General features: G+C 70.5%; 23 protein-coding genes and 3 tRNA genes. 22 read left to right on the top strand and 4 right to left on the bottom strand.

Annotation, left to right across the window (positions count from 1 at the left end):
- Window positions 1–48: 48 nt before the first annotated feature.
- On the top strand, window positions 49–1,650 hold the full coding sequence (locus AC3AGO_RS11675; RefSeq protein WP_487820093.1) for an acyl-CoA carboxylase subunit beta: 1,602 nt from the start codon (window positions 49–51) through the stop codon (window positions 1,648–1,650).
- A gap of 11 nt (window positions 1,651–1,661) precedes the next feature.
- A complete protein-coding gene (locus tag AC3AGO_RS11670) occupies window positions 1,662–1,877 on the top strand; it encodes an acyl-CoA carboxylase epsilon subunit (RefSeq protein ID WP_487820092.1) in 216 nt (71 codons plus the stop codon).
- 132 nt (window positions 1,878–2,009) lie between these two features.
- Here the strand turns inward: AC3AGO_RS11670 and AC3AGO_RS11665 are convergent, their stop codons facing one another.
- Window positions 2,010–2,195, bottom strand: coding sequence for a hypothetical protein (locus tag AC3AGO_RS11665; protein WP_487820091.1), 186 nt, complete (start codon window positions 2,193–2,195; stop codon window positions 2,010–2,012).
- 549 nt (window positions 2,196–2,744) lie between these two features.
- Here AC3AGO_RS11665 and AC3AGO_RS11660 point away from each other — a divergent pair.
- The 13 genes from AC3AGO_RS11660 to AC3AGO_RS11600 all read left to right on the top strand — a co-directional run bounded on the left by AC3AGO_RS11660 (window position 2,745) and on the right by AC3AGO_RS11600 (window position 16,763).
- On the top strand, window positions 2,745–6,599 hold the full coding sequence (locus AC3AGO_RS11660) for a sensor histidine kinase (protein ID WP_487820090.1): 3,855 nt from the start codon (window positions 2,745–2,747) through the stop codon (window positions 6,597–6,599).
- Between the two features lie 9 nt (window positions 6,600–6,608).
- Window positions 6,609–7,022 carry a roadblock/LC7 domain-containing protein gene (locus AC3AGO_RS11655; protein WP_487824621.1) on the top strand — a complete coding sequence of 138 codons (414 nt, stop codon included), beginning with the start codon at window positions 6,609–6,611 and terminating at the stop codon, window positions 7,020–7,022.
- 67 nt (window positions 7,023–7,089) lie between these two features.
- Entirely contained in the window at window positions 7,090–7,500 is a 411-nt protein-coding gene (locus AC3AGO_RS11650; RefSeq protein ID WP_487820089.1) for a DUF742 domain-containing protein, read from the top strand.
- Window positions 7,481–8,107 (top strand): GTP-binding protein, encoded by a 627-nt coding sequence (locus AC3AGO_RS11645; protein WP_487820088.1) that lies wholly within the window; start codon window positions 7,481–7,483, stop codon window positions 8,105–8,107. Before AC3AGO_RS11650 ends, AC3AGO_RS11645 begins: the two co-directional genes overlap by 20 nt.
- A gap of 382 nt (window positions 8,108–8,489) precedes the next feature.
- Window positions 8,490–11,756, top strand: coding sequence for a sensor histidine kinase (locus tag AC3AGO_RS11640; RefSeq protein ID WP_487820087.1), 3,267 nt, complete (start codon window positions 8,490–8,492; stop codon window positions 11,754–11,756).
- A 10-nt stretch (window positions 11,757–11,766) separates the two neighbouring features.
- Window positions 11,767–12,180, top strand: coding sequence for a roadblock/LC7 domain-containing protein (locus AC3AGO_RS11635; protein WP_345749626.1), 414 nt, complete (start codon window positions 11,767–11,769; stop codon window positions 12,178–12,180).
- Between the two features lie 136 nt (window positions 12,181–12,316).
- Window positions 12,317–13,117 carry a DUF742 domain-containing protein gene (locus AC3AGO_RS11630; RefSeq protein ID WP_487820086.1) on the top strand — a complete coding sequence of 267 codons (801 nt, stop codon included), beginning with the start codon at window positions 12,317–12,319 and terminating at the stop codon, window positions 13,115–13,117.
- On the top strand, window positions 13,098–13,691 hold the full coding sequence (locus tag AC3AGO_RS11625) for a GTP-binding protein (RefSeq protein WP_487820085.1): 594 nt from the start codon (window positions 13,098–13,100) through the stop codon (window positions 13,689–13,691). Before AC3AGO_RS11630 ends, AC3AGO_RS11625 begins: the two co-directional genes overlap by 20 nt.
- 195 nt (window positions 13,692–13,886) lie before the next feature.
- Complete coding sequence (locus AC3AGO_RS11620) at window positions 13,887–14,678, top strand: fumarylacetoacetate hydrolase family protein (RefSeq protein ID WP_487820084.1); 792 nt, start codon at window positions 13,887–13,889, stop codon at window positions 14,676–14,678.
- Window positions 14,671–16,212, top strand: coding sequence for a glutamate--tRNA ligase (gene gltX / locus AC3AGO_RS11615; RefSeq protein ID WP_487820083.1), 1,542 nt, complete (start codon window positions 14,671–14,673; stop codon window positions 16,210–16,212). The genes AC3AGO_RS11620 and gltX overlap by 8 nt, the downstream gene beginning before the upstream one ends.
- Window positions 16,213–16,480: 268 nt before the next feature.
- A tRNA-Gln gene (locus AC3AGO_RS11610) sits at window positions 16,481–16,552 on the top strand.
- Between the two features lie 29 nt (window positions 16,553–16,581).
- Window positions 16,582–16,654: transfer RNA gene (locus tag AC3AGO_RS11605), tRNA-Glu, on the top strand.
- A 36-nt stretch (window positions 16,655–16,690) separates the two neighbouring features.
- A tRNA-Glu gene (locus tag AC3AGO_RS11600) sits at window positions 16,691–16,763 on the top strand.
- A 178-nt stretch (window positions 16,764–16,941) separates the two neighbouring features.
- Here AC3AGO_RS11600 and ndgR read toward each other — a convergent pair.
- Window positions 16,942–17,655, bottom strand: a complete 714-nt coding sequence (gene ndgR, locus AC3AGO_RS11595) for an IclR family transcriptional regulator NdgR (RefSeq protein ID WP_487820082.1) — start codon at window positions 17,653–17,655, stop codon at window positions 16,942–16,944.
- 156 nt (window positions 17,656–17,811) lie between these two features.
- Between ndgR and leuC the strand changes: the two genes are divergently transcribed.
- The 4 genes from leuC (at window position 17,812) to AC3AGO_RS11575 (ending at window position 21,015) form a co-directional block, all read left to right on the top strand.
- Complete coding sequence (gene leuC / locus AC3AGO_RS11590) at window positions 17,812–19,236, top strand: 3-isopropylmalate dehydratase large subunit (protein ID WP_487820081.1); 1,425 nt, start codon at window positions 17,812–17,814, stop codon at window positions 19,234–19,236.
- Window positions 19,237–19,251: 15 nt separating this feature from the next.
- Window positions 19,252–19,845 (top strand): 3-isopropylmalate dehydratase small subunit, encoded by a 594-nt coding sequence (leuD, locus tag AC3AGO_RS11585; RefSeq protein ID WP_487824620.1) that lies wholly within the window; start codon window positions 19,252–19,254, stop codon window positions 19,843–19,845.
- A gap of 113 nt (window positions 19,846–19,958) precedes the next feature.
- On the top strand, window positions 19,959–20,213 hold the full coding sequence (locus AC3AGO_RS11580) for an SCO5555 family protein (protein ID WP_487820080.1): 255 nt from the start codon (window positions 19,959–19,961) through the stop codon (window positions 20,211–20,213).
- Between the two features lie 133 nt (window positions 20,214–20,346).
- Window positions 20,347–21,015: an HU family DNA-binding protein gene (locus tag AC3AGO_RS11575; protein WP_487820079.1), complete on the top strand. Its 669-nt coding sequence runs from the start codon at window positions 20,347–20,349 to the stop codon at window positions 21,013–21,015.
- Between the two features lie 128 nt (window positions 21,016–21,143).
- Here the strand turns inward: AC3AGO_RS11575 and AC3AGO_RS11570 are convergent, their stop codons facing one another.
- Together AC3AGO_RS11570 and cofC are read right to left on the bottom strand one after the other, a co-directional pair.
- Window positions 21,144–21,347, bottom strand: coding sequence for a hypothetical protein (locus AC3AGO_RS11570; protein ID WP_487820078.1), 204 nt, complete (start codon window positions 21,345–21,347; stop codon window positions 21,144–21,146).
- 9 nt (window positions 21,348–21,356) lie between these two features.
- On the bottom strand, window positions 21,357–22,016 hold the full coding sequence (gene cofC, locus AC3AGO_RS11565) for a 2-phospho-L-lactate guanylyltransferase (protein ID WP_487820077.1): 660 nt from the start codon (window positions 22,014–22,016) through the stop codon (window positions 21,357–21,359).
- 155 nt (window positions 22,017–22,171) lie between these two features.
- On the opposite strand from cofC, the gene AC3AGO_RS11560 reads away from it, so the two are divergent.
- From AC3AGO_RS11560 to AC3AGO_RS11550, 3 genes are read left to right on the top strand one after another with little or no spacing between them, the layout of a single operon-like run.
- Window positions 22,172–22,972, top strand: coding sequence for a lysophospholipid acyltransferase family protein (locus AC3AGO_RS11560; protein WP_487820076.1), 801 nt, complete (start codon window positions 22,172–22,174; stop codon window positions 22,970–22,972).
- Window positions 22,969–23,970 carry an NAD(P)H-dependent glycerol-3-phosphate dehydrogenase gene (locus tag AC3AGO_RS11555; protein ID WP_487820075.1) on the top strand — a complete coding sequence of 334 codons (1,002 nt, stop codon included), beginning with the start codon at window positions 22,969–22,971 and terminating at the stop codon, window positions 23,968–23,970. Before AC3AGO_RS11560 ends, AC3AGO_RS11555 begins: the two co-directional genes overlap by 4 nt.
- A gap of 34 nt (window positions 23,971–24,004) precedes the next feature.
- Entirely contained in the window at window positions 24,005–25,141 is a 1,137-nt protein-coding gene (locus tag AC3AGO_RS11550; RefSeq protein ID WP_487820074.1) for a D-alanine--D-alanine ligase family protein, read from the top strand.
- Window positions 25,142–25,285 lie beyond the last annotated feature (144 nt).

Genomic DNA, 25,285 nt, shown 5'->3' with positions numbered 1-25,285 from the left:
GCGAATCTGACGACGGCGGGGACCTGGTCCGTTTCGTAGGGTCTATACATGACCGATCTGTCCCAGCAGTCGCCCCAGGAGACCGAGGCCGCCGAGGCGCCCGACGCGCACGGACGTGTGGCCGAGCTGACCGCGATCCGCGAGGAGGCGTACCGCGGCCCGAGCGACCGGGCGACCGAGGCGCAGCACGCGAAGGGCAAGCTGACCGCGCGGGAGCGGATCGAACTGCTGCTGGACGAGGGCTCCTTCCGTGAGCTGGAGACCCTGCGCCGGCACCGGGCCACCGGATTCGGCCTGGAGGAGAAGAAGCCCTACACGGACGGTGTGATCACCGGCTGGGGCACGGTGCACGGGCGGACGGTGTTCGTCTACGCGCACGACTTCCGGATCTTCGGCGGCGCGCTCGGCGAGGCGCACGCCACGAAGATCCACAAGATCATGGACAAGGCCATAGCGGCCGGCGCTCCGCTCATCTCGCTGAACGACGGCGCGGGCGCGCGTATCCAGGAGGGTGTGGCGGCTCTCGCCGGCTACGGCGGGATCTTCCAGCGGAACACCAAGGCCTCGGGCGTGATCCCGCAGATCTCGGTGATGCTCGGCCCGTGTGCGGGCGGCGCGGCCTACTCGCCGGCGCTGACGGACTTCGTGTTCATGGTCCGGGAGACCTCGCAGATGTTCATCACCGGACCCGACGTGGTCCAGGCGGTGACCGGCGCGGAGGTGTCGCAGAACGGTCTCGGCGGCGCGGACGTGCACGCCGGCACCTCGGGCGTCTCGCACTTCGCGTACGACGACGAGCAGACCTGCCTGGAGGACGTGCGCTACCTGCTCTCGCTGCTGCCCTCCAACAACCGGGAGAACCCGCCGCGCGAGCCGTCGGGCGACCCGGTCGAGCGGCGCAGCGAGGCGCTGCTGGACCTGGTGCCCGCGGACGGCAACCGGCCGTACGACATGCGCCGCGTCATCGAGGAGATCGTCGACGACGGCGAGGTGCTGGAGATCCACGAGCGCTGGGCGACGAACCTGATCGTCGCGCTGGCGCGGATGGACGGACGGGTGGTCGGCATCGTGGCCAACCAGCCGCAGTCCCTGGCAGGGGTGCTGGACATCGAGGCGTCCGAGAAGGGCGCCCGCTTTGTGCAGATGTGCGATGCGTTCAACATCCCGATCGTGACGCTGCTGGACGTGCCGGGCTTCCTGCCCGGTGTCGACCAGGAGCACGGCGGCATCATCCGGCACGGCGCCAAGCTGCTGTACGCGTACTGCAACGCGACGGTGCCGCGGATCTCGGTGGTGCTGCGCAAGGCGTACGGCGGCGCGTACATCGTGATGGACAGCCAGTCCATCGGCGCCGACCTCACGTACGCGTGGCCCACGAACGAGATCGCGGTCATGGGCGCCGAGGGTGCCGCCAACGTGATCTTCCGCAAGCAGATCGCGACCGCCGACGACCCCGAAGCGATGCGGGCGCGGATGGTCAAGGAGTACAAGGCCGAGCTGATGCACCCCTACTACGCGGCCGAACGCGGTCTGGTCGATGACGTCATCGACCCGACCGAGACCCGCGAAGTACTGGTCAGGGGACTGGACATGCTCGGCAACAAGCACGCCGACCTGCCCGAACGCAAGCACGGCAATCCGCCGCAGTGAGGAAGGAACTGGTGAACTCCACCGAAGCGCAGAGCCTGGTCCGAGTCGAGAAGGGCGAGGCCAACGAGGAAGAACTGGCAGCGGTCACCGCACTGCTGCTGGCCCGCGCCGCGGCCACCCAGCGGCACGCGCAGATCCCCGCCGCCAATCGCCGCACCACGCGCGCCGGATGGCGCCGCCTGGAGCGCGAGCAGGGCTTCCGCGCCCCCACCAGCTGGCACGCGTAACCGCACCCCGCATTAGGGGGCGCGGGGAACTGCGCAAACCCGCAGCGCGAGCCGCACCCGTACGACGAAGGCCCCCGGAACCCTCAACAGGTCCGGGGGCCTTACGCTGTCCGAAATGGACGCCGTACGCGACTAGTTCGCGACCGGCGCGTCCATGAGCGTCGTGCGCTGCGGGTTCGCCGTGCTCGCCGGGAGCTCCTCCGCCTGCTCCGGCAGCGCCTCCACGGGCGAGGTCGCGAGCTCGCCCGCGTCCTCCAGGTGGGCCAGCGTGGTGCGGCGGGGGTTGGCTATGTTCTGCATGATCATCGTCGTCTTCACTCTCGGCCGATCCTCGCTCGCGGCTTGTCGATTCCGTGCAGGGTGTAAACCCCGAGGGTAGGCCCGCTATTCCCGTCCACGGAGCGGGACAGTCGGCACACGGCATGTGAGTTTCCTCACCAGACACCCGGCAAAAGAGACATAACTCCCAGTCAACTCGTAGCCGTGAAGCGGACATCGCGCCCGAATGCGAAGTTCCGCGCAGTCCGCCTGCTGCGTCGGGTGCATGATCAACTGAAGGAACCGTACGGATAAGTCCGTTATCTCCAGGGCGGTTTCGCACGTCACGTAACAAGGCGTCTCCACAGCGTCACCAGCGTCACAGTTCCCTCGCCGCCCTTGTTGGAGATCCGCCTCTGTGCTGGAATTCCACGGACCGCCGCAGGACATCAGCCGGCGCGCAGGGGGCGCAGAGCAGCGCCGCGCGGCGGAGGTGAGGGGGGCGACGGTCACTCACGACCGCCATTGGGGGGCCTGGGACCCCCACGACTCGATACCGTCCCGCCGTCATTGGCGGCAGGGGCGCCTGGTCCAGAGGTTGCGACGCTAGTGCAGGGACGTTTCAAGAGGGATGGCAGCGCTGCGGGGGCTGCGAACGGTCCGGCCGGAGAGCCGCACGGTACGACCGAACGCAGCTCCAACCCGCAGCGCGCCCACGAAAGCGGTCCCACGGCCGCCGTGCGGGAAGGAGGCGGCGCGGGACCGGAGTATCCGACCGGCGATCCGTCCGGTGGCAGCGAGGCTGCCGCCGCCCGGGCCGCGGCCGCGGCGACCCCCGGTTCGCGCACAGCCCTGCGCAACTGGCGCATCAGCACCCGGCTCGTGTCCCTGCTCGCCCTCCCGGTGGTCGCCGCGACGACCCTGGGTGCGCTGCGTATTCAGGATTCGCTGGCCAACGTCGACCAGCTCGACAACATGAAGCTCCTCACCGAGATGACGGAGCAGGCCACCGACCTGGCCGCCGCGCTCCAGGAGGAGCGGGACCGTTCGGCGGGTCCGCTGGTCGGCACGGGCAACGAGAAGGACGACACGGTCGTCGCGCCCCGCGAGAAGACCGACCAGTCCTTCGCGGCCTTCAAGTCCGCGACCGCCGACATCGACGGCGACAACGACAAGGTGATGGCCGGCGTCCAGTCGACGGTGCTGGACATCACCCGCCAGCTGACCGCGATCCGCGACGTCCGCGAGCGCGCGTACGAGAACCCGAGCTACGTCTCCCAGACGGTCAACAGCTACAACACCCTCATCGAGTCGCTGCTTTCGCTGTCCCAGGACATGGCGCAGGCGACCAGCAACTCCGAGATGATCCAGAGCACGCGTGCGCTGGCGTCCTTCTCCTCCGCCAAGGAGTACGCGTCCATCCAGCGCGCCATCATCTCGGCCGGCCTCGCCCGCAAGGGCGGCCCCAGCCTCTCCGAGAGCGACCGGCTGTACGCCAAGACGGCGAGCGAGAGCGAGCGCGCCTCGCTCAACAGCTTCGGCCAGATCTACGGCGAGGAGCAGGCGGCCCAGCTCACCAAGCCGCTGGACGGCGGCATCGTCGACATCACCTCCGCGGACAAGTACCGCGACCGCGTCCTGCAGAACGCGGACGGGATCAAGCGCGAGAACCGCTCGTACATGGACTGGTACGACCAGGACCGTACGAAGATCGACGAGATGGGGAAGATCGAGTCGACGCTGCTCTCCCAGATGGAGCAGCAGGCCCGTGAACTCCGGTCCGAGGCACAGCGCGACGCCTTCATCAACGGTGCCGTCATCCTGCTCGTGCTCGGCATCTCCCTCGTCGGCGCCTTCGTCGTCGCCCGCTCCATGGTCCGCTCGCTGCGCAGGCTGCAGGACACCGCTCAGGACGTCGCCCGCAAGCGGCTGCCCGAGCTGGTCAAGCAGATGTCCGAGTCCGAGCCGCAGGACGTCGACACCTCCGTCGAGTCCGTCGGTGTGCACAGCCGGGACGAAATCGGCCGGGTGGCCGCGGCGTTCGACGACGTGCACCGCGAGGCCGTCCGGCTCGCCGGCGAACAGGCGCTGCTGCGGGGCAACGTCAACGCGATGTTCACCAACCTCTCGCGCCGCAGCCAGGGCCTCATCCAGCGGCAGCTGTCGCTGATCTCGGAACTGGAGTCCCGCGAGGCCGACCCGGACCAGCTGTCCTCCCTCTTCAAGCTGGACCACCTCGCGACCCGCATGCGCCGGAACGGCGAGAACCTCCTCGTCCTCGCCGGCGAGGAGCCGGGCCGCCGCTGGACCCGCCCCGTCCCGCTGGTCGACGTGCTCCGCGCCGCGGCCTCCGAGGTGGAGCAGTACGAGCGGATCGAGCTCAACTCCGTACCCACGACCGAGGTCACGGGCCGCGTCGTCAACGACCTCGTGCACCTGCTCGCCGAGCTGCTGGAGAACGCCACCTCGTTCTCCTCGCCGCAGACCAAGGTCAAGGTCACGGGTCACGCGCTGCCCGACGGCCGTGTGCTGGTCGAGATCCACGACACCGGCATCGGGCTCTCCCCGGAGGACCTCTCCTCCATCAACGAGCGCCTCGCCAACCCGCCGACGGTGGACGTCTCCGTCTCCCGCCGCATGGGCCTCTTCGTGGTCGGCCGCCTGTCGCTGCGGCACGGCATCCGCATCCAGCTCCGCCCGTCCGACTCCGGCGGTACGACCGCGCTGGTCATGCTCCCCGTGGACGTCGCCCAGGGCGGCGGCGCCAACAAGGGCGGCCAGGGCGCGCAGGGCCAGGGCGGCCAGGCCGCCGGTTCCGGCCCGGCCAAGAACGCCCCCGCCGGCAGCAGGCTCGCGGGCCTCACCCCGCGCGGCCAGGTGAGCGGCGGCCAGCGCGCCGCGCTGCCGGGCAACGGCGGCGCGGGTGCGCCCGCCGGGGCCGGCGCGCCCACGATGGACTTCTTCGGCGGGGGCGGCAACGCCCGTTCGGGCGGCGGCAACACGGCCCCGCCCGCCCCGCCGCACCCCGGTACGCCGGGGGAGGCCCCGGCACCCGCGGGTGCGTCCGGCCGTCCCGGCGACGGCCGGCAGGGCCCGCCGTCGCTTCCGGCCCGCAACCCCGCGGGCGAACTGCCCGGCGGCCGCGGCGACTCCGGCGGGTTCCCCCGCCCGCAGGCCGAAGACACCGGCGACACCGCGCAGTTCCGCCGGCCCGACACCGGCGCCCGCCCGGCGATCGGCGGCCCGGCGGCCGGCGGTCCCGGTGACACGGCCGAGTTCGCGCGCCCCGACTTCGACGCCCCGCCGCCGGCCGCTCCCGCGGCTCCGGCCCCGGCGTCCGGTGACCGTTCCGGCCGGCCCGAACAGCCGGGCTGGCGCGACGGGATACCCGTGGGGGAGTTCCCCCGCCCCGAGATCAAGGGTCCGGTCGCCGGCGAACAGCCGCCGGCGGACGACGGGCAGCAGGTGCCGCTGCCGCGGCCCAGCTGGGTCGACGACCCGGCACGGGCCGCCGAGGACACCCCGCGCGGCCACGAGGAGCCGGAGTCCACGGGCGAGTACGCCCGCCCCGGATTCACCAGCGCCTCCAGTGGCGGCCAGGGCGCGGACACGGCGCCCCGGCAGCAGGCCGGACAGCAGGAGGGCCCCGCCAACCCGGCGGCGGACGAGCTGCGTCAGGCGCTGCGCGAGGACCGGGCGCAGGCCCCGCAGAACGACCCGCAGCTCGCCTCTCCGGAGCCCCCGGCACCGCAGGAGCAGCAGCCGCAGCAGCCCGTGGCCCGTACGCCGCAGGACACCGGCGAGTTCACGGCGCCGCCCGCGGACGAGTCCCCGCTGACCGACCCGAACTTCCGGATACCCGAGGCCCCGGCCGCCGGTGACGCACCGACGCCGATCTTCGCGTCGATGGAGTCCAACTGGTTCCGGGAGGACGGGAGTCAGGACCCGCAGGCCCCGCAGGCTCCGCAGTTCGAGGAGTCCGGGCAGCCCGGGCAGTACGCCGACCACGGCGCCGCGTCCCAGCAGCACGCCCGTGCCGACCTGCGCCCCGAGGAGCCGTCCGCGGCCCCGGCGCCGCGTCCCGGCCAGGCGGCCTCCGCCGTACCGCCGATGCCGCAGCGCCGGCCGGCCCGCGGCACCGAGGAGGGCGGCCGGGAGGCCGACCCCGCGGCGCAGTGGGGCGCCTCGCCGAACGACGAGACGTGGCGCAGGGCGGAGCAGGTACGCCAGCCCGCCGCCGGCGGAGTCACCACATCCGGCCTCCCCCGGAGGGTTCCCCGTGCCAACCTGGTGGCGGGTACCGCACAAGAGCAGTCATCCGCCCAGTCCGGTCCGCAGGTCTCGCGTGCGCCTGACGACGTACGCGGCCGGCTCACCAACCTCCGCCGGGGCATCCAGCAGGGCCGGCAGGCCGGCAGCACCGAGGGCCGCGGTCTGGGCCCCACTTATCAGCAGGAGCGTTAGTTGAGTCCGATGAGCCAGGCGGCGCAGAACCTGAACTGGTTGATCACCAACTTCGTGGACAACACCCCGGGTGTGTCGCACACGGTGGTGGTCTCCGCGGACGGTCTGTTGCTGGCCATGTCCGAGGGCTTCCCGCGGGACCGCGCCGACCAGTTGGCGGCGGTCGCGTCCGGACTGACCTCCCTCACCGCAGGCGCCTCCCGCATTTTCGAGGGCGGTGCCGTGAACCAGACGGTGGTCGAGATGGAGCGGGGTTTCCTCTTCATCATGACCATCTCCGACGGCTCCTCCCTCGCCGTTCTCGCCCACCCCGAGGCCGACATCGGCCTCATCGGGTACGAGATGGCACTCCTGGTGGACCGCGCGGGCACCGTCCTCACCCCGGACGTGCGCGCAGAGCTCCAGGGCAGCATTCTCAACTGATCGTTTGCTCCCCCCGCACGAGCACCACAGTCCGCCCAGCCCATCGCATGCCCCGACCGGAGGAGCCATGAACCCGCCCGCCTCGCCCGGCCCGTACGACGCCTATCCCGACGCGTCGTACGGGGACGACGAGGGCGACCAGCCGCTGGTCCGCCCCTACGCCATGACGGGCGGCCGTACCCGGCCGCGCTACCAGCTCGCCATCGAGGCGCTGGTGAGCAGCACCGCGGACCCGGCACAGCTGCAGGGACTGCTCCCCGAACACCAGCGGATCTGTGGGCTCTGCCGCGAGGTCAAGTCGGTGGCGGAGGTCTCGGCACTCCTCGCCATCCCGCTGGGGGTGGCCAGGATCCTCGTCGCCGACCTGGCCGAGGCCGGCATGGTGGCCATCCACCAGCCCGGCTCGAGCACGGATCCCGGCGGCGCTCCCGACGTGACCTTGCTGGAAAGGGTGCTCAGTGGACTTCGCAAGCTCTAGCCCGCAGCCAGGGGGCCAGATGACCGGATATGCGGGAGGCGGGGCGCCGGCCGGCGGCGCCTCGACGACCTCCGCGAAGATCGTGGTGGCCGGCGGATTCGGTGTGGGCAAGACGACCTTCGTGGGCGCCGTGTCGGAGATCAATCCGCTGCGCACCGAGGCCGTGATGACCTCCGCCTCGGCGGGCATCGACGACCTGACCCACACCGGGGACAAGACGACCACGACGGTCGCCATGGACTTCGGCCGGATCACCCTCGACGACGATCTGATCCTGTACCTGTTCGGTACGCCGGGCCAGGACCGGTTCTGGTTCATGTGGGACGACCTGGTGCGCGGCGCGATCGGCGCCGTCGTGCTGGTGGACACCCGCCGGCTGGCGGACTGCTTCCCGGCGGTGGACTACTTCGAGAATTCGGGCCTCCCGTTCGTGATCGCGCTGAACGGTTTCGACGGGCACCAGCCGTACGGTCCCGAAGAGGTCCGCGAGGCACTGCAGATCGGCCCGGACACTCCGATCATCACCACCGACGCACGGCACCGCGCGGACGCGAAGAGCGGTTTGATCACGCTCGTCGAGCACGCCCTGCTCGCCCGTCTGAAGTGAATTCCCGGTGAGCCACCGGTAACGAAGATCGGGTCAACTCCCCGGTCTTCAGGGCGAGTTGTGAAGCGGACGCGCGGCGTCCCCGGCTGCCCGGATGTGTTCTGCGTCATGTCCCGCACCGCCTTCATAACGTTTCGACAGGCAATGGGGCGGCCGTGAACACTGGTGGCGAGCAGAGGGTTTCACTCTGCACACAATTCTCAGGTCTTTTGCCGTAACACGGCCGCAATGCCCGTTTTCCGGGGGCTGATTTCCGGCCCCGCACTCCCTCCGGCGGTGTTTGGAAAGGGCGGCCCTGACGTGCTGAAATTCGTGAACTCAGCAGTAGCGAACGGCGCGTCGCCGACGAAGGGGCGCCGACCGCCGAAAGGTGAGGAGTCGAGTGAGCCGAAGCAAGACGGGCTCTGCGCCGCAGGCTCGTGGCCAGGAGCGGGGTAACTTCACCCCGCCGTCGCGCGCGGCCGCCGCGGCATCCGCGGGGGGAGCGCCCCCGGGCGGTGGCCGCAAGGGCCGGCTGTCCGCACGCCATTGGCGGGTTCCCACCCGTCTGAACGCGATCCTGCTGATCCCGGTACTGGTCGCGCTGGTGCTCGGTGGTTTCCGCGTCCAGGACGCCATCTCCACCTGGAACGAGGCGGAGGACGCGCAGGCGACCGCCGAACTCGTGGAGGCGGCCTCGGCGTACGGCAACGCCCTCATCGACGAGCGGGACCGTACCGCCGCGCCGCTGCTCGGCGGCCACCGGCACGACCCGGAGGTCGACAAGGCGCGCGCCGCCACCGACCAGGCCAAGCAGAAGTTCGACACCGCGGCGGACAACATGCCGGACAAGCCGGGGCTGAAGCGCCGGCTCGACACCTTCCGCGAGCAGGAGCCGAAGCTGGCCGCGCTGCGGCAGGCCGCGTACACCAAGAAGCTCGGCGGGGTGAAGACCGAAGAGGGCTACGTCACGGTCCAGCACCCGCTGATGGAGTTCGCCAACGAACTCGGCTTCGGCACCGGCAACGTGACCTCGTACGGCCGGACCGTCTACTCCGTCTCGCTGGCCAAGGCCGCCGAGTCGCTGCAGCGGTCCATCGGCACCCACCTGCTGGTGAAGCCGGGCCCGACGGCCGCCGACAAGAAGAAGCAGCTCACCGCCTTCGGCTCGTACGCCTACCTGGAGCGCATCGCGCTCGAGGAGTACGTCGGCGGCGGCCGTCCCGAGGACGTGAAGCTGCTCAAGAGCGAGCTGGCCGCCGCACAGACCGAGGGCAAGAAGAAGACCGCGGCCGCCAAGGCGCAGGCCCGCGCGAAGGGCCTCCCCTTCGTCACCCCGCCCTCCATGACCAAGATGGTCACCGCCATCGGCAGCGGTGCCCGGCCCTCCACGCTGCAGGCCAAGGGCGTCACCGAGGACAGCTGGAACGCCACCGCCACCGGCAAGTTCGACGCGTACACCGACGTCGAGAAGAACCTGACCAGTCACGCGGTGGATGAGACCGAGACGATCGCCGCGGACGCCCGCACGGACGCGATCCTCAACTCCGTGCTCGTACTCGCGGCCCTGCTGCTCGCCTTCCTCATCGCGGGCCGGATGGCCCGCGCGATGAGCCGCAGCATGCTGAGTCTGCGCACCGCCGCCTTCGACGTCGCCGAACAGCGGCTGCCGAACATCGTCGACCAGCTCTCGCGCACCGACCCCGGCCGGGTCGACACCCGCGTGCAGCCGATGCCGATCGACAGCCGCGACGAGATCGGCGAAGTCGCCCGCGCCTTCGACCAGGTGCACAGGGAAGCCGTACGGCTCGCCGCCGAACAGGCGCTGCTGCGCGGCAACGTCAACGCGATCTTCACCAACCTCTCGCGCCGCAACCAGGGCCTGATCGAGCGCCAACTCGGCCTCATCACCGACCTGGAGAACAACGAGGCCGACCCGGACCAGCTGGAGAGCCTCTTCCGGCTCGACCACCTGGCCACCCGCATGCGCCGGAACGGCGAGAACCTCCTCGTCCTCGCCGGCGAGGAGCCGGGGCGCCGCTGGGTGCAGCCGGTCCCGCTGGTGGACATCCTGCGGGCCGCCTCCTCCGAGGTGGAGGAGTACGAGCGCATCGAGCTGTCCGGCGTGCCGGAGAGCGAGATCCACGGCCAGGTCGTCAACGACCTCGTGCACCTGCTCGCCGAGCTGCTGGAGAACGCCACCTCGTTCTCCTCGCCGCAGACCAAGGTGCACGTCACCGCGACGCGGCTGCCCGACGGCCGGGTGATGATCGAGATCCACGACAAGGGCATCGGCCTCACCGCCGAGGACTTCGCGGACATCAACCACAAGCTGGCCAACCCGCCGGTGGTGGACGCCACCGTGTCGCAGCGCATGGGCCTGTTCGTGGTCGGCCGGCTCGCCGGCCGGCACGACATCCGCGTCCAGCTGCGCCCCGCGGGCAAGTCGACCGGCACCACCTCGCTGGTCATGCTCCCCGAGGCGATCACCCACGGCGGTGGCGGCGAGGACGAGGGATTCGAGGAGGACTTCACGGTCTCCCGGATCATGCCGGAGCGTCCGCAGAACCCCGTGGAGCTCGGCCAGCGGTCCGCCGCCGAACTCGGCTTCGACGACTCCCGGTACGGGACCCCCGAGGTGCCCGACGACCTGTCCTCGCTGGACCCCGTCGGCCGCTCCCTGCTCCGGGAGGGGCGGCGTGCGGCCCTGGAGGCCCAGCAGGGCGAACAGGGCCCGCAGCAGGGCGAGTTCGCCCCGCAGTGGCCACAGGAGCCGCAGAGCGGCCCGCAGGCGCAGCAGCACCCCGAGGAGCCGCGGCAGCAGCTTCCCGGCCCGCGTCAGGACCCGGGTCCGGGCGCGGCCCCGCAGGACCCCCTGGCCCCGCAGGATCCGCAGTACGGGCAGCAGGCGTACGACACGCGCGAGCAGCCCGCGTTCGGCGGCCAGGATCTGTTCGGCGAGCAGCTGTCCCCCTTCAACGGGCAGCAGAACTACGGCCGGCAGGACTCGTACGAGCACCAGGCGTACGAGCAGAACGAGCAGCAGTACCAGCACTACGATCAGCCCCAAGAGGCCCTGTACGAACGGCAGTACACCTCTCGGTGGCCGTCGCAGACGACCGAAGCGGAATCCGCGCCCGGCGTTCCCGACGGCGAGGCGGACCGCGTAGGCTTCGACCGTCCGGGGCCCACCCCGAGCGATTTCGGCGCCACGACCGGCGCGGGGCTTCCCCGTCGCGAGTCGGCCCGACCGCAGGGGGACGGGGCGCCGGAAGCGCAGCAGCAGACCCAACCGGAACCTGCGGCACAGCAGTCGGCGCCGCAGCGGGACACCGGGGACGGCGCCGGGGCACCCGGCACGGACCGGGGAACCGGCTGGCGTTCGGCGAACGACGAGCGCTGGGACCGTGCGGGCAGGCTGCGTGACCCGGAGGCCGGTGGGGTCACATCCTCCGGACTTCCACGGCGGGTGCCGAAGGCCAACCTGGTCGAGGGCACCGCGGAGCAGAGCCCGCAGGGCGGACCATCGGTCTCCCGCGCCCCCGAGGACGTCCGCGGCAGGCTGAGCAATCTGCACCGCGGAGTCCGCCGAGGGCGCAGTGCGGGCGACGCCCACCAGAATGACCAACAGGGCTTCGGCCCCGGCAGCACCTACGATCAGGAGCGTTAGTGTGAGCCCGATGAGCCAGGCGGCGCAGAACCTGAACTGGTTGATCACCAACTTCGTGGAGAACACCCCAGGGGTTTCCCACACCGTGGTGGTCTCCGCCGACGGACTTCTGCTCGCGATGTCCGAGGGCTTCCCGCGGGACCGCGCCGACCAGTTGGCGGCGGTCGCGTCAGGGCTGACCTCGCTCACCGCCGGAGCCTCGCGGATCTTCGAAGGAGGCGGGGTGAACCAGACGGTTGTGGAGATGGAGCGGGGATTCCTCTTCATCATGTCCATCTCCGACGGTTCCTCCCTCGCCGTTCTCGCCCACCCGGAGGCCGACATCGGCCTCGTGGGGTACGAAATGGCGTTGCTGGTGGACCGCGCGGGCAACGTGCTGACCCCGGACCTCCGGGCCGAGTTGCAGGGCAGCCTCCTCAACTAGTTCTCAACCCGCAGACAAGCCGTGCGCATTGCGTCTCCGCGCCATAGGGTGCGGGGCGCGGCGCCCCGCACCGGCTGAGGAGCCGTCGCAAGCACAAGGAAACCGGCCCGCACGTCCGTGAACCGGAGGAGGAAACGTGGCAACGCCCCCAGGCGGTCCGTCGCCGTACGGCAATGGTCAGGAGGACGAGCTGTCGCCTGCCGCCGGCGGGGAGACCCCGGCACTCAAGCGCTTCAACTTCCCCTCCGCGCCCAGCGAGCACGTGCGGCCGCAGGACCAGTACGAGCAGCAGGCGCCCCAGCCGTACCAGCGGCCGGAGGCCCAGCAGCCTTACGGGCAGCAGCAGTTCGAGCCGCGGCAGTTCGCCTCCGGGCAGGGCCCGCAGCCTCAGCAGCCCCAGCAGCCGTACGGGCAGCAGCAGTTCGGACAGCAGCAGGGACAGCAGGTCCCGCAGCAGCCCCAGCCGCCGCAGCAACAGCAGCCGCAGTCTCCGCAGCCTTACGAGCAGGCACCCCCGCCGCGCATCCAGCCGGTGCAGCCGCCTCCCCGCAAGCGTCCCGACACCGGGACGGGCGCGGGCGCACGCGGTGAACAGCAGCCGCTGGTGCGCCCGTACGCCATGACGGGTGGCCGGACCCGTCCCCGCTACCAGCTCGCCATCGAGGCACTGGTGCACACCTCGGCCGATTCCGCCCAGTTGACGGGCCAGCTGCCCGAACACCAGCGGATCTGCCGCCTGTGCTACGAGATCAAGTCGGTTGCCGAGATCTCCGCACTCCTCTCCATCCCGCTCGGCGTCGCCCGGATCCTCGTCGCCGACCTGGCCGAAGCCGGACTGGTAGCCATCCACCAGCCCGGTGGTGACGGCACGAATGCCGACGGCCAGCCCGACGTGACACTGCTCGAAAGGGTGCTCAGTGGACTTCGCAAGCTCTAGCGGCGGTATCGCCGGGGGCGCCTCCCGATCGACGACCTCCGCGAAGATCGTGGTGGCCGGCGGATTCGGTGTGGGCAAGACGACCTTCGTGGGCGCCGTGTCGGAGATCAATCCGCTGCGCACGGAAGCCGTGATGACCTCCGCCTCGGCAGGCATCGACGATCTGACGCACACGGCGGACAAGACGACCACGACGGTCGCCATGGACTTCGGCCGGATCACCCTGGACCAGGACCTGATCCTGTACCTGTTCGGTACGCCGGGGCAGGACCGGTTCTGGTTCATGTGGGACGACCTGGTGCGCGGCGCGATCGGCGCCGTCGTCCTCGTCGACACCCGCCGGCTCGCGGACTGCTTCCCCGCGGTCGACTACTTCGAGAACTCCGGCCTGCCCTTCGTCATCGCCCTCAACGGCTTCGACGGGCACCAGCCGTACAGCCCCGAAGAGGTCCGCGAGGCCCTCCAGATCGGCCCGGACGCGCCGATCATCACGACGGACGCCCGGATGCGCGCCGACGCCAAGAGCGCCTTGATCACCCTGGTCGAGCACGCCCTCATGGCCCGCCTGCGCTGAGGCTCCACGGGCCCGGCCCCACGACCGTGGGGCCAGGGCGGAGCCCCGGGGCGCGGCCCCGCGCGGCATGCCCCGCACGGGCTGTACCGCCCGCACGGGCAGGGGCGGGACCAGGGGCACGGCCCGGCCCCCGCCCCCGTGTGGAATACGCTGGAGTGTCCGACTCCACCACCACCCGAGGGGCAACCCGAAACCGTGCGCATCGCAAGATTCTCCCTCGACGGGAACGTCGCCTTCGGCGTCGTTGAAGGGGACGCGAACACCGAAGGCGGACCCGTCCTCGACATCATCAAAGGCCACCCGTTCGCCGATTTCGAGCGCTCGGGCCAGAAGCTCCCGCTGGACAAGGTCCGCCTGCTCCCGCCCGTCCTGCCCAACAAGGTCGTGGCCGTGGGCCGCAACTACGCGGAGCACGCGAAGGAACTCGGCAACGAGGTCCCGACGCAGGACTCTCCGCCGGTGGTCTTCTTCAAGCCCTCCACCTCCGTCTGCGGCCCCGGCGACCCCGTCACGTACCCGGACTTCACCTCCGACCTGCACTACGAGGCCGAGCTGGCCGTGGTGATCGGGCGGATGTGCAAGGAGGTCCCGCGCGAGCGTGTCCGTGACGTCGTGCTCGGCTACACCTGCGGCAACGACCTCACAGCCCGCGACGTGCAGCGCCGCGAGGAACAGTGGGCCCGCGCCAAGGGATTCGACGCCTCCTGCCCCCTCGGCCCCTGGGTGGAGACCGAGCTGGACCCCTCCGACCTCGGCGTGATGTGCACCGTCAACGGTGAGCAGCGGCAGCTGGGCCGCACCAGCGAGATGATCCGCTCCATCGAGGACCTCGTCGTGCACATCTCCGAGGCGATGACGCTGCTCCCCGGCGACGTCATCCTCACCGGCACCCCCGCGGGCGTCGGCCCCCTCAACGTCGGCGACGAGGTCGCCGTCACCATCGAAGGCATCGGCACTCTCACCAACAAGGTAGTCAAGCGTGACTGACGCGACACCGACAGCAACGGCGGACGGGGCCAAGGACGTCCGCGTCCGGTTCTGTCCCTCCCCGACCGGCAACCCGCACGTGGGCCTGGTCCGCACCGCCCTGTTCAACTGGGCGTTCGCCCGCCACCACGGCGGCACCCTGGTCTTCCGCATCGAGGACACCGACGCGGCCCGCGACTCCGAGGAGTCGTACGAGCAGCTGCTGGAGTCCATGCGCTGGCTCGGCCTCGACTGGGACGAGGGCCCCGTCGCCTTCGACGGCTCCACCGAGGGGGAGACCGGCCCGCACGGCCCGTACCGGCAGTCCCAGCGGATGGACATCTACGCGGACGTCGCGCAGAAGCTGCTCGCCGGCGGCTACGCCTACCCCTGCTACTGCACCGCGCAGGAGCTGGAGGAGCGCCGCGAGGCGGCCCGCGCCGCCGGCCGCCCCTCCGGCTACGACGGCAAGTGCCGTGACCTGACCGGCGAGCAGGTCGCCGCGTACGAGGCGGACGGCCGCACCCACATCGTGCGGTTCCGGATGCCCGACGAGCCGATCACGTTCACCGACCTGGTCCGCGGCGAGATGACCTTCGCCCCGGAGAACGTCACCGACTACGGCATCGTGCGCGCCAACGGCGCCCCGCTCTACACGCTCGTCAACCCGGTCGACGACGCGCTGATGGAGATCACGCACGTGCTGCGCGGCGAGGACCTGCTGTCCTCCACCCCGCGGCAGATCGCGCTCTACCGCGCGCTGGCCGAACTCGGCGTCGGCGGCGGGCAGGTGCCGTCCTTCGGCCACCTTCCGTACGTGATGGGGGAGGGCAACAAGAAGCTCTCCAAGCGCGATCCGCAGGCCTCCCTCAACCTCTACCGCGAGCGCGGCTTCCTCCCCGGGGGACTGCTCAACTACCTTGCGCTGCTGGGCTGGTCGCTCTCCGAGGACCGCGACATCTTCTCGCTGGACGAGCTCGTCGCCGCCTTCGACATCGGCGATGTGAACGCCAACCCGGCCCGCTTCGACCTGAAGAAGGCCGAGGCCATCAACGCCACGCATCTGCGCGAGCTGTCGGTCGAGGACTTCACCGCGGCCTGCGCGCCGTGGCTGGCGGCCCCGTACGCGCCGTGGACACCGGAGCAGTTCTCGCAGGCCGCCTTCGAGGAGCTGGCGCCGCTCGCGCAGACGCGCCTCACCGTCCTCTCCGACATCACCGACAACGTCGACTTCCTCTTCCTCGACGAGCCGGTGTACGACGAGAAGTCGTGGCAGAAGGCGATGAAGCCGGGCGCCGAAGAGGTCCTGGCCACAGCCCGCGAGAAGCTCGCGGCGCTCCCGGAGTGGAAGACGGACGCCCTCAAGGACGCGGTCCTCGCGGCCGGCGAGACGCACGGTCTGAAGCTCGGCAAGGCGCAGGCCCCGGTCCGCGTCGCCGTCACCGGGCGCACCGTCGGTCTCCCGCTCTTCGAGTCCCTCGAAGTCCTGGGCCGTGAGCGCACGCTGGCCCGCGCGGACGCCGCGCTGGGCCGCCTCGCGGAGCAGCCCGCCTGACCTTCGCGCGCACGTCCCGCAGGCCCGGAAGCACCGCGCTTCCGGGCCTGTTGGCGTACGGGCCGGTGTGCGGCGCTGTCCTGCGAGGTCCCCCGACGGGCCTGCGGAGACCCGGCGGGGACCCCGCCGGGAACCCGTTTTGGAGCACAGCGCTCGGTCGGGTAATGTTTTCCATGTCGCCGCGAGGGGACGGGCCGAAAAAGCCCTCCACCGCAGCGGCCACCCGGACAAGATCCCCGCACTCAAGTGGGCGGGGGTTGAGTTTTGGTGGGCTATGGTGTAATTGGCAGCACGACTGATTCTGGTTCAGTTAGTCTAGGTTCGAGTCCTGGTAGCCCAGCTTGGTCTTTCAGTTCTGGAAAGATCGATGCCCCCGTTGTGTAGCGGCCTAGCACGCCGCCCTCTCAAGGCGGTAGCGCCGGTTCGAATCCGGTCGGGGGTACTGATCCACTGACTTCGGTCAACGGATCACGCCAGGGCCCCCGTTGTGTAGCGGCCTAGCACGCCGCCCTCTCAAGGCGGTAGCGCCGGTTCGAATCCGGTCGGGGGTACTCGGTCTTCAACGGCCGTACGGCATACGAAGAAGCCCCGCACCTCACGGTGCGGGGCTTCTTCGCGTTCGTGCCCCGAATAAGGGGCGCGGGGAACTGCGCACACCCCAGCGGGGGCCGCAGCCGCCCAACACCCCGCAGGCGAGCGGAAAGCGGCACGCGGCCCCGCGCGGGGCCGTCACGTCCTCCGCAGGGACTCACTGAGCCGCGCCGCCGCGTCCACGATCGCCTGCGCGTGCATCCGCCCCGGGTGCCGCGTCAGCCGCTCCATGGGCCCGGAGACCGACACCGCGGCCACCACCCGGTTCGAGGGGCCGCGCACGGGCGCGGAGACGGAGGCCACACCGGGCTCCCGCTCGCCGACCGACTGGGCCCAGCCGCGCCGCCGTACACCCGAGAGTGCCGTCGCCGTGAACCGGGCGCCCTGCAGCCCGCGGTGGAGCCGCTCGGGCTCCTCCCAGGCCATCAGGATCTGTGCGGCCGAGCCGGCCTTCATGGGCAGCGTGGAGCCGACCGGCACCGTGTCCCGCAGGCCGGAGAGCCGCTCGGCGGCGGCCACACAGATCCGCTGGTCGCCCTGCCGCCGGTAGAGCTGGGCGCTCTCCCCGGTGACGTCCCGCAGGTGCGTCAGCACCGGGCCCGCGGACGCGAGCAGCCTGTCCTCGCCCGCCGCGGCGGCGAGTTCGCCGAGCCGCGGGCCGAGGATGAAGCGCCCCTGCATGTCGCGGGCGACCATGCGGTGGTGCTCCAGGGCCACCGCGAGCCTGTGTGCCGTGGGGCGCGCCAGACCGGTCGAGCCGACCAGCCCGGCGAGGGTGGCCGGGCCCGATTCCAGAGCGCCCAGTACCAGCGCAGCCTTGTCGAGAACGCCGACGCCGCTAGAGTTGTCCATGCGTCGATACTCGCGTCTCAGAGTGTGAAACGCAAGTTCAATTTCTTCGGAGACGCGCCAGTCTGTACGGGCAGGCTCCGCCCGGTACGGGGGTTCAGGGCGGAGCGTTGGAATCTCTACATGTGGTCGGTGCTGTTGCCGGCCGGAGGGAAAGCGATGGGACGGACACTCGCGGAGAAGGTCTGGGACGACCATGTCGTCAAGCGCGTGGAGGGGGAGCCGGATCTCCTCTTCATCGATCTGCATCTGCTGCACGAGGTGACCAGCCCGCAGGCCTTCGACGGTCTGCGCAAGGCCGGCCGGCCCGTGCGCCGTACAGACCTCACCATCGCCACCGAGGACCACAACACCCCGACCCTCGACATCGACAAGCCGATCGCGGACCCGGTCTCCCGCACGCAGTTGGAGACGCTGCGCAAGAACTGCGCGGAATTCGGGGTGCGTCTGCACTCCCTGGGCGACGTGGAACAGGGTGTCGTGCACGTCGTCGGTCCGCAGCTGGGGCTGACCCAGCCGGGCACCACGGTGGTGTGCGGTGACTCGCACACCTCCACCCACGGGGCCTTCGGCGCCCTGGCGTTCGGCATCGGCACCAGCCAGGTCGAGCACGTACTGGCCACGCAGACGCTGACGATGGCGCCGTTCAAGACGATGGCGGTCACGGTCAACGGCGAACTGCCGGACGGCGTCACGGCCAAGGACCTGATCCTCGCCATCATCGCGAAGATCGGCACCGGCGGCGGCCAGGGCTACGTGATCGAGTACCGCGGAGAGGCCATCGAGAAGCTCTCGATGGAGGCGCGGATGACGATCTGCAACATGTCCATCGAGGCGGGCGCCCGCGCCGGGATGATCGCCCCGGACAGGACCACCTTCGACTACGTACAGGGCCGCGAGCACGCGCCGCAGGGCGCCGACTGGGACGCCGCGGTGGAGTACTGGAAGACCCTGAAGACCGACGACGACGCGGTCTTCGACCACGAGGTCGTCATCGAGGGCAGCGAGCTGGCCCCGTTCGTCACCTGGGGCACCAACCCCGGCCAGGGCGCGCCGCTCTCCGAGCGGGTGCCGGACCCGGCCTCGTTCGAGGACTCCAGCGAGCGGTACGCGGCCGAGAAGGCCCTGGAGTACATGGGCCTGAGCGCCGGTCAGCCGCTGCGCGAGGTGAAGGTCGACACCGTCTTCGTCGGTTCCTGCACCAACGGCCGTATCGAGGACCTGCGTTCGGCCGCGGAGATCCTGCGCGACCGCAAGGTGGCCGACGACGTCACGGTGCTGATCGTGCCCGGTTCGGTACGGGTGTCGCTGCAGGCCGTAGAGGAGGGGCTGGACAAGGTGTTCATCGCCGCGGGCGCCGAATGGCGGCACGCGGGCTGCTCGATGTGTCTGGGCATGAACCCCGACCAGCTGAAGCCGGGCGAGCGCGCCGCCTCCACCTCGAACCGCAACTTCGAAGGCAGGCAGGGCAAGGGCGGCCGTACCCACCTGGTCTCGCCCCAGGTCGCCGCCGCCACCGCGGTCTTGGGGCACCTGGCCTCACCGGCCGACCTGTCCGACGTACGCGAGCCCGCCGGCGTCTGAGGAGTACGAATCATGATGGAAGCCTTCACCACCCACACCGGCCGGGCCGTTCCGCTGCGCCGCAGCAACGTCGACACCGACCAGATCATCCCCGCGCACTGGCTGAAGAAGGTCACCCGCGACGGGTTCGAGGACGGACTGTTCGAGGCCTGGCGGAAACAGGACGACTTCGTCCTCAACCAGCCCGTGTACCAAGGCGCCACGGTGCTGGTGGCCGGTCCCGACTTCGGTACGGGCTCCTCGCGCGAGCACGCGGTCTGGGCGCTGCAGAACTTCGGCTTCAAGGCCGTCATCTCGCCCCGGTTCGCGGACATCTTCCGCGGCAACTCGCTGAAGAACGGCCTGCTGACGGTCGTTCTGCCGCAGGAGACCGTGGACGCGCTGTGGGAGCTGACCGAGGCCGACCCGACCACCGAGGTCACGGTGGATCTGGTGCAGCGCAAGGTACTTGCCCCGGGCATCGAGGCCGGCTTCGAACTGGACGAGAACGCCCGCTGGCGTCTGCTGGAGGGGCTGGACGACATCAGCCTCACCCTCAAGAACGAAGACGCCATCACGGAATACGAAGCGAGCCGACTGGCGTTCAAGCCCCGGACGCAGACCGTCTGAGGCAGCCTCAACAGCCCGGACACGATGCGCCCCTCGCCCCTTGTGGCGAGGGGCGCATCGGCGTGTTGGGGCCCCGTGAAGCGACAACTCGCCCCAGATGGCACAATCTGTGCATGGAACGCGACGGTCAACTCGAGCTCTACGACCGGCTCGCCGCCCGCTTGAAGGAGGCGCACAAGGTGGTGCGCACTCTGCAAGTCCCGGAGGACGTACGGGTGGCGCTGACGCGGAAGCTGCTCGTTATCACTGCGGCGTCGAAGCACGATCTCGCCGATGCGGAACGGCGCCTCGAGAGGCTCATGAAGGACGTTGACGAGGGCCGATTCCCCACGGACCGGACAGATGTGCGCGCTGACGGAACTCCGTGACGGTCGAGTTCGTTGCGGCACGCGGGTGATTCGCCCGTTTCGTATTTGATTTGCGGTATATATCTCCCTAGCGTGCGAAAAAGCTTGAACACATTCGTTCCTGCACTCTGCTGTCTCTGAAGGGGAAGTCGACGTGAACAAGGCGCAGCTCGTAGAAGCAATCCAGGACCAGCTCGGTGGACGTCAGCAGGCCGCTGACGCGGTCGACGTCGTTCTCGACGCGATCGTGCGGTCGGTCGTCCAGGGCGAGCGGGTCTCCGTGACCGGCTTCGGTTCGTTCGAGAAGGTCGAGCGTCCGGCCCGGTACGCCCGCAACCCGCAGACCGGCGAGCGGGTCCGGGTCAAGAAGACGGCCGTGCCCCGCTTCCGTGCGGGTGCCGGCTTCAAGGAGCTGGTGAGCGGGGCCAAGAAGCTCCCGAAGAACGACGTCGCCGTCAAGAAGGCCCCGAAGGGCAGCCTGTCCGGCGGCTCTTCCACCAAGAAGGCCGCCACCAAGAAGGCCACGGCGAAGAAGACCGCAGCCAAGAAGACCACCGCCAAGAAGACCGCGGCCAAGAAGGCGGCCCCGGCGAAGAAGGCGGCGGCCAAGAAGACCACCGCCAAGAAGACCGCGGCGAAGAAGGCCACACCGGCCAAGAAGACCGCGACAGCCAAGAAGACCACCGCCAAGAAGGCGGCACCGGCCAAGAAGACCACCGCCAAGAAGGCACCGGCGAAGAAGACCACCGCCAAGAAGGCACCGGCCAAGAAGACCGCGGCGCGCAAGACCACGGCCAAGAAGACGACCGCACGTCGCCGGTAAGCAGCGGACGGCCCCTCGGCGGGCCGCGCCGCAGACCCCACAGCGCCGGGCCGGGCTCCCCCACGGAGAGCCCGGCCCGACGGGCGTTTCACGGGGTGTTGGGCGCCTCCGCCGCGAACACCCGGACCTCACATGGTCTGCAGGGTCACCAGAGTGATCCGGCGCGCGTCGCCCTCGCCCTCGGTCTCGATCCGCACCCGCTGACCGGAACGCAGCAGCCGCAGATCTCCCGCGTCGAAGGCGGCGGCGTCGAACTCGAGCGGGGTGCCGTCGTCCAGCAGCACGCTGCCGGACCGGGTTTCGGGGTCGTACGTGTACGAAGTGGCCTGCATGGCAGCAGCCTACTGGGGAGCACCCGCCCGCAGCCCGGACGTGAACGGGCCCACGCCGAGCGTCAGAGCCGTCTCCAGATCCGCTCCGGTGTCCACGTCCCGCCGGACGCTGTCCACCCCGTACAGCGCGATCTCGGCCGCCCCCGAGGCGAGATGACGGGCCCGTGACGGGCCGCCGAAAGCGGGGGCGAGGGGACTTCCGGGCGACGCCGACAAGAACGTCGTGCCGATTCCCGCCGCATCCGCGAGAAATGCCCGCGGATATCTCCCCGCGGCATCCAGCACCCGCGCCAATTCACCGGTCCTGAGCGCCGGCAGATCCGCATTGAGCGCCGCGACGGCGGCTCCCGGTTCCGTATTACGCACCGCGTCCGCGCCGTGCGCGAGAGCCGCGTTCAGGCCCGCGGCGGGGGAGTCGGGAACGATCCGCGCGCCCAGCGCCCCGAGCCGCCTGCCCGCCAGCGGATCGTCCGTGACAACTGCCACACCGCGCACGGCGGCACACGCCAGCGCCGCGGCCACGGTGTCCTGCGCGAACGCCAGCGCGAGCCCGGGCAGCGCGGCCGTGCCCGCGGCGGCGGCCAGCCGGGACTTGGCCAGCGCCAGCGGCTTGAGGGGCACCACCAGGGTCCATGCCGCGGGCGGTACGGGAGGCTGGGTCGAGTGCATCGCGCCCATTCTCGCCTGGGGCCGGGGCAACGCCGTACGCCCGGGGTTACGGTGTGCACGACAGACAGTGTCCGACAGTGGGCCCACAGCGCCCTGTTCAGGCGGCGTTCGCCGACGCTGCGTTCACTGGGGAGTATTGAGGAGATGGTGTCCGGGTGTCCCGCCGCAAAATCGGTTTTTGGTACCGCCTCGCCGCGGCCCTGCTGAAACCGCCGCTGCTGATCCTGTTCAAACGGGACTGGCGGGGAATGGAGAACATTCCGGATGACGAAGGCTTTATCACCGTCGTCAATCACAACTCCTATCTCGACCCGCTCTCCTACGCGCACTGGCAGTACAACACCGGCCGCGTACCCCGCTTCCTGGCCAAGGTCGCGCTCTTCAAGGGCGGTTTCGTCGCCGCGTTCATGCGCGGCACCGGACAGATCCCCGTCTACCGCGAGTCGGCGGACGCGGTGGGCGCCTTCCGGGCCGCCGTGGCGGCCATCGAGGAGGGCGAGTGCGTGGCCTTCTACCCGGAGGGCACCCTCACCCGCGACCCGGAACTGTGGCCCATGGAGGGCAAGAGCGGTGCCGCCCGCGTCGCCCTCCTCACCAAGGCCCCCGTGATTCCCGTCGCCCAGTGGGGCGCCAACTTCGCGATGCCGCCGTACGCCAAGGAGAAGAAGCTGCGGCTGTTCCCGCGCAAGACCCTCACCGTGCAGGCCGGACCGCCCGTCGACCTCTCGGAGTTCTACGGCCAGGAGCCGACCGCCGATGTGCTGCGACAGGTCAGCGACCGGCTCATGGACGCGATCACCGCTCAGCTCGCGGACATCCGCGGCGAGGCCGCGCCCGCCGAGCGCTTCAACCTGCGCAAGGCAGCCGCCGAGAGGCGGCAGCAGGAACGTGACGGCAGCAGTGCCGAAGGCGCCCCGGCCGACGGCCGGCCGACCGAGCAGGGGGAGAAGGCGTGACCAAAGCCGCCGTCTTCGGCACCGGTTCCTGGGGGACCGCTTTCGCGATGGTGCTCGCCGACGCGGGCTGCGACGTGACCCTGTGGGGCCGCCGCGCCGAACTCGTCGAGGCCGTCAACACCCGCCGCAGGAACCCGGACTACCTCCCGGACACCGAACTCCCCGCCGCCGTACGGGCCACCACGGATCCCGCGGAGGCCGCGCGCGACGCCGAGTTCACCGTTCTCGCCGTCCCCTCCCAGACGCTCCGCGCCAACCTCGAGAGCTGGACGCCGCTGCTGCCGTCCGACACCGTGCTCGTCTCCCTGATGAAGGGCGTCGAACTCGGCACCGCGAAGCGGATGAGCGAAGTCATCGAAGAGGTCGGCAAGGCCGAGCCGGAGCGCGTCGCCGTGCTCACAGGACCCAACCTGGCCAAGGAGATCGCCGCCCGGCAGCCCGCCGCCTCGGTGGTCGCCTGCGCCGACGAATCGGTCGCGCAGCGCCTCCAGGCGGCCTGCCACACCCCGTACTTCCGCCCGTACACCAACACCGACGTCGTCGGCTGCGAACTCGGCGGCGCCGTCAAGAACGTCATCGCGCTCGCCGTGGGCATCGCCGACGGCATGGGACTCGGCGACAACGCCAAGGCCTCGCTCATCACGCGCGGCCTCGCCGAAACCACCCGGCTCGGGCTGGCGATGGGCGCCGACGCGCACACGTTCGCGGGCCTCGCGGGCATGGGCGACCTCGTCGCCACCTGCTCCTCGCCGCTGTCCCGCAACCACACCTTCGGCACCAACCTCGGCCGGGGCATGACCCTTCAGGAGACCATCGCGGTCACCAAGCAGACCGCGGAAGGCGTCAAGTCCTGTGAGTCCGTACGGGATCTGGCCCGCCGGCACGCCGCGGAGATGCCCCTCACCGAGACCGTCTTCGACATCGTGCACGAGGGAAAGCCGCCCCATGTCGCGCTGAAGGAACTGATGTCCCGCAGCGCCAAGCCCGAGCGCGCCTGAAGACACTGTCCGAGACGGTAAGGTTCCACGCGATATGAGCAGCCAGACTCCCTCCCGCAAGCCCCGTGTCGCCGTCGTGTTCGGCGGCCGCAGCTCCGAGCACGCGATCTCCGTCCTCACGGCGGGCGCGGTCCTCGGCGCCATCGACCGCGACAAGTACGAGGTGCTGCCCATCGGCATCACCACCGACGGCCGCTGGGCGCTGACCGCGGACGACCCGGAGCGGATGGCGATCGAGGGCAGGAAACTCCCCAACGTCGACGATCTCGCGGACTCCGAGACGGGCGGTGTGCTGCTGCCGGTCGATCCGGGCAGCCGCGAGGTGACCTACCTCGAACCGGGCTCCGTGCCCAAGGCGCTGGGCGAGGTCGACGTCGTCTTCCCCGTGCTGCACGGTCCGTACGGCGAGGACGGCACCCTCCAGGGACTGCTGGAGCTGTCCGGCGTGCCCTACGTCGGCGCGGGCGTGCTCGCGTCCGCCGTCGGCATGGACAAGGAGTACATGAAGCGGGTCTTCACCTCCTTCGGACTGCCCGTCGGCCCGTACGTGACGATCCGGCCCCGCGAGTGGGAGCAGGACCCGTCGGCCGCGCGCAAGAAGGTCGTCGACTTCGCCGGCGACAACGGCTGGCCGGTCTTCGTGAAGCCGGCCCGGGCCGGCTCGTCCATGGGCATCAGCAAGGTCGACGACATCGGCGCGCTGGACGAGGCCATGGAGGAGGCGCGGCTCCACGACCCCAAGGTGATCGTGGAGGCGCTGCTCACGGGCCGCGAGATCGAGTGCGGCGTCCTGGAGTTCGAGGAGGGGCCGCGCGCGAGTGTGCCGGCGTGGATCCCCCCGGTCAGCGAGCACGACTTCTACGACTTCGAGGCGAAGTACATCGACTCCGCCTCCGGCGTCGTGCCCGCCCCGCTCACGGACGAACAGACCGCCGAGGTAAGGGAACTGGCCGTCCAGGCCTTCGAGGCGGCCTCCTGCGAGGGGCTGGTCCGCGCGGACTTCTTCCTCACCGACGAGGGCGAGTTCGTCATCAACGAGATCAACACCATGCCGGGGTTCACGCCCATCTCCATGTACCCGCGTATGTGGCAGGAGTCGGGCGTCTCCTACCCCGAGCTGATCGACCGGCTCCTCCAGGCCGCCCTGTACCGCAGGACGGGCCTGCGGTAACGACGCGACAGCGGGCCGCGTCCGCCCTGTGCGGCGGGCGCGGCCCGTTCGTGTGCGAGGTTCCCGCGAGATGTCCGTGTGCGGCAGGGGTGTGCACGGCCCCGGCGTACGGCGCGAAGGTGTGGGACGGGGCGCACGCCGTGG

This window comes from Streptomyces sp. BL1 (assembly GCF_057628045.1).
Note: the sequence above shows the minus strand (reverse complement) of the source record. Positions and strands in the feature narration are given on the sequence as shown.

Coding starts and splice junctions, on each gene's coding strand:
- AC3AGO_RS11675 (WP_487820093.1), top strand. CDS start 49: ATGACCGATCTGTCCCAGCAGTCGCCCCAGGAGACCGAGGCCGCCGAG.
- AC3AGO_RS11655 (WP_487824621.1), top strand. CDS start 6,609: ATGAGCCAGGCGGCGCAGAACCTGAACTGGTTGATCACCAACTTCGTG.
- AC3AGO_RS11650 (WP_487820089.1), top strand. CDS start 7,090: ATGAACCCGCCCGCCTCGCCCGGCCCGTACGACGCCTATCCCGACGCG.
- AC3AGO_RS11635 (WP_345749626.1), top strand. CDS start 11,767: ATGAGCCAGGCGGCGCAGAACCTGAACTGGTTGATCACCAACTTCGTG.
- ndgR (WP_487820082.1), bottom strand. CDS start 17,655: ATGGACAACTCTAGCGGCGTCGGCGTTCTCGACAAGGCTGCGCTGGTA.
- leuC (WP_487820081.1), top strand. CDS start 17,812: ATGGGACGGACACTCGCGGAGAAGGTCTGGGACGACCATGTCGTCAAG.
- leuD (WP_487824620.1), top strand. CDS start 19,252: ATGGAAGCCTTCACCACCCACACCGGCCGGGCCGTTCCGCTGCGCCGC.
- AC3AGO_RS11580 (WP_487820080.1), top strand. CDS start 19,959: ATGGAACGCGACGGTCAACTCGAGCTCTACGACCGGCTCGCCGCCCGC.
- AC3AGO_RS11570 (WP_487820078.1), bottom strand. CDS start 21,347: ATGCAGGCCACTTCGTACACGTACGACCCCGAAACCCGGTCCGGCAGC.
- cofC (WP_487820077.1), bottom strand. CDS start 22,016: ATGCACTCGACCCAGCCTCCCGTACCGCCCGCGGCATGGACCCTGGTG.
- AC3AGO_RS11550 (WP_487820074.1), top strand. CDS start 24,005: ATGAGCAGCCAGACTCCCTCCCGCAAGCCCCGTGTCGCCGTCGTGTTC.